This window comes from uncultured Flavobacterium sp. (assembly GCF_963975005.1).
In the GTDB taxonomy this organism is placed as follows: domain Bacteria; phylum Bacteroidota; class Bacteroidia; order Flavobacteriales; family Flavobacteriaceae; genus Flavobacterium.
The window spans coordinates 1-3,625 of the sequence record NZ_CAXBFR010000183.1 but is presented as its reverse complement, the minus strand read 5'-3'; the positions used below and the strand labels follow the sequence as shown (position 1 = coordinate 3,625).

General features: G+C 28.8%; 5 protein-coding genes. 3 read left to right on the top strand and 2 right to left on the bottom strand.

The annotated features are described in order from the left end of the window. Together AACZ53_RS14175 and AACZ53_RS14170 are read right to left on the bottom strand one after the other, a co-directional pair. The coding region (locus AACZ53_RS14175; protein WP_339839796.1) for a tyrosine-type recombinase/integrase at window positions 1-675 on the bottom strand (675 nt) is incomplete at its 3' end. A gap of 75 nt (window positions 676-750) precedes the next feature. Continuing rightward, the gene (locus AACZ53_RS14170; protein ID WP_339839794.1) at window positions 751-1,347 is read right to left on the bottom strand and encodes an outer membrane beta-barrel protein; all 597 of its coding nucleotides are present in this window, start codon (window positions 1,345-1,347) and stop codon (window positions 751-753) included. Between the two features lie 142 nt (window positions 1,348-1,489). Here AACZ53_RS14170 and AACZ53_RS14165 point away from each other — a divergent pair, with 142 nt between their 5' ends. The 3 genes from AACZ53_RS14165 to AACZ53_RS14155 all read left to right on the top strand — a co-directional run. Next, window positions 1,490-2,032, top strand: a complete 543-nt coding sequence (locus AACZ53_RS14165; protein WP_339839792.1) for a porin family protein — start codon at window positions 1,490-1,492, stop codon at window positions 2,030-2,032. Window positions 2,033-2,109: 77 nt separating this feature from the next. Further along, window positions 2,110-2,526, top strand: a complete 417-nt coding sequence (gene aroQ / locus AACZ53_RS14160; RefSeq protein WP_339839790.1) for a type II 3-dehydroquinate dehydratase — start codon at window positions 2,110-2,112, stop codon at window positions 2,524-2,526. Between the two features lie 55 nt (window positions 2,527-2,581). Beyond that, window positions 2,582-3,625 (top strand): DUF5686 family protein (locus tag AACZ53_RS14155; protein WP_339839788.1); only part of this gene is annotated, 1,044 nt, incomplete at its 3' end.

Below are 3,625 nucleotides of genomic sequence, written 5' to 3'. Positions count from 1 at the left end.
AATCATAGCTCTTGTTAATTGTTTTCCTCTTCTATTTAAAAATAAAGTGTCTTCATAGCCTTTTTGAATATTTAAATGAGATCGGATTTGTTCTTTATAAAGTAGAATATACTTTTCGGTAGTTTTTCCAATAGGGACAAATCGTTGTTTATTTCCTTTTCCAGTTACTTTTATAAAGCCTTCATCAAAAAATAAATCAGAAATTTTGAGGTTTGTTAACTCAGAAACACGCAAACCACAACTATATAAAGTTTCTAGAATAGCTCTGTTGCGTTCTCCTTCGGGAGTTGACAAATTGATTGCTGCAATTAATTGATCAATTTCAATCGTTGAAAGTGTGTCAGGTAATTTTCTACCCGTTTTAGGAACTTCAATTAAATCTAAAGGATTATCTTTTCGGTAATCTTCAAACGATATATAGGTAAAAAAACTTTTTAAGCCTGAAATGGCACGAGCCTGACTTCTGGCATTTACCAATGAAGAGATATGGTAAACAAATTGCTGAATGGTTTCTTCTGAGATGTTAATCGGGTTTTGAGTAATTGAATTTGTTTCTAAGAACAGTACCAATTTTTCTATATCAAACGTATAATTTAGAATAGTATTAGTTGATAAACCTCTTTCAAGTTTTAAATAATTTTGATATTCTTTGATATAGGATTTCCAATTACTCATGTGTCAAAAATACGAAAAATTAAGTATAAAAAAATCCCGAAATTAATCGGGATTTAAAAGAAATCATATTTTAAATTAGAATTTATAATTAACTCCAAAACTAACTGATCTCCAGTCTCCGCCAAAACCAAAAGCTGTTACATTTTCAGCGTTTGGCACATCAGCCTTTGCAGATGCAAACTCCAAAGCAGCTACACCAGCTTCAATAGAAAAATTAGAAGAGACGAAATAGTTTAAACCTAATCCCAATCCAGCTCCAAATCCATTAACTTTAAATTCTGGACTAGATAAGTTATCAGTCATTGACATATATTCAAAACCTAATTGACCAAATAACGAAAATTTAGATGCAGGAGTTAAATAATATCTACCAACTAAACCAAATGCTACAGTTGATTCATCCATGGTATCTCCAAGGTTATCTTCTGCTTTGTCAGAAGTGTAACCAATTTTAGCACCCAAAGAGATGTTTTCAGTTACGAAATAGTTTACTTGTGGAGCAATTTCAAAATAACTCGTCTTTTCGTCATTGTTTTTGTTGTTAGTTCCGCTTATAGAAAACGCACCAGTTACAAAAACATCACCTTTAGCGAAACCACTAGTTTCACTTTCTTGAGCATTTGTAAATCCAAATGCAAATACTGCTACTGTAGCGAATAATAATTTTTTCATTTTGTTTAATTTTAAAGTTATAAATCAAATATAAAAGTTTATTTTCTTACAAAAAATAAAAAAAATAATACTTTTTAACATTTTCAAACAAGATATAAACATATATTTGTAAAATACAAACTACCTTTAAATTCAATAAGACATGAAGAAATTAGCTTTTTTAGTTGTTACTTTATTAACAATTTCACAAATAACAAACGCACAATCAAATATTAGATTTGGTGTAAAAGCAGGTTTAAATTATGCGAATTTCACAAATACTAAGGTGCAAACAGATGCTATTACTAATTATCATGCTGGTATTTTAGTTGAAATTTCATTATTTGATAATCTAGCTATTCAACCTGAGTTATTATATTCAACTGTTGGAGCAAGTTACGATTCTGCCATCACAGAGTTCAAAAATGAATTAGGTTATATTTCAATTCCAGTAGTAGCCAAATTCAATTTATCTGAAAGTTTATTTTTAGAAGCTGGCCCACAAGGTTCTTTTTTATTAAGCAAAAAAGATGAAGTTTTTGACGATTACAACAAAGTTGATTTTTCAGTAAATGCTGGTGTTGGTATCAATCTTACTAAAAATTTATTTGCTTCTGCTAGATACAATGTAGGAGTAACTGAAATTGCAAGAGACGCAGATGCTAAAAATTCTGTCTTTCAACTATCAGTTGGATTACTATTTTAATAAAAAAGTTCATAAATTTATATTAAACCATCTTTATCAAAGGATGGTTTTTATATTTTTACACAAAGCAAACAAATATGAATCTAATTATTATCAACGGACCAAACCTAAACTTATTAGGAAAACGCGAACCTGAAACATATGGAAATGAAACCTTTGAAGATTATTTTAACAAACTAAAATCAAAATATACTCAAATTAATTTTACTTATTATCAAAGTAATATTGAAGGTGAATTAATAGATAAAATTCACGAACACGGTTTTTCTGCTGATGGAATTATACTAAATGCTGGTGCTTATACACATACTTCAATTGGAATTGGTGACGCTATAAAAGCAATAACTTCTCCAGTAATTGAAGTACATATTTCTAATACATTTTCAAGAGAAACTTTTCGACATCAATCTTTTATTTCTCCTAACGCTAAAGGTGTTATTATTGGTTTTGGATTAAAAAGTTATGATTTAGCCATCGAATCATTTTTACAGTAATATTTCTTACAACTATTTTAGTTTAATTCTCGTCTATATAATAAACCTCTATTTTATGAAAAAAATTTACGCACTTGTATTTGGACTTTTTTCAATTTTTTGTTTTGGACAAATCAAAGGAACAGTTACTGATGTCAATAATGAACCTTTAGCGTTTGTCAGCATTTATATTGAAAACACTTATATTGGAACAACTACTAATGAGAATGGGAAATATGAATTAATGTATAATGGAAATAAAAACGTAAATATCATTTATCAATATTTAGGATATAAAACACAAAAAAACATTCTTACGATAGATAAGTTCCCTTATACAAATGATGTGAAATTAATTGAAGAGAATTATAATTTAAACGAAGTTGTTTTAACTGAAGGTGAAAATCCAGCAAATGAAGTCATACGAAATGCTGTGAAATCAAAAAAAGTTAACAGTGCCAAAACCGATAAGTTTGAAGCTGATTTTTATTCGAGAGGAATTTTTAGAGTAAAAGATATCCCGAAAAAAATTATGGGCATGAAAGTGAGAGAAGAAATGAATGATTCTGGAGCAGATTTAGATTCAACTGGTAGTGGTATTATTTATTTATCAGAAACCGTTTCTAAAATTAAAGTTGAAAAACCGAATAAACTTAAAGAAGAAATTCTAGCCAGTAAAGTAGCTGGGGAAGATAATGGGTTTAGTTACAATACTGCATTAAACACCAATTATGATTTTTATGAAAATTATATTGATTTTGATGTAAACATGGTTTCACCAATTGCTGACAATACCTTTAATTATTACAACTTTAAATTGGAAAGCACTTTTTATGATGACAATAATCAGTTAATCAACAAAATAGTAGTGACACCAAAACGCGATAAAGAACCTGTCTTTGAAGGATATATCTATATAGTTGAAGATTCATGGGCAATTTATGGAGTTGATCTAGATATTAAAGGCTACAGAATGCAACAGCCTATATTGGAAACCATGAAACTAACTCAAAATTTTAGTTTTAATAAAAACAACAAACTTTGGGTTAAAAATGTTCAAACATTAGATTTTCTTGCGGGTATATTTGGCATTAAATTCTCTGGAAAATTCACACATGTC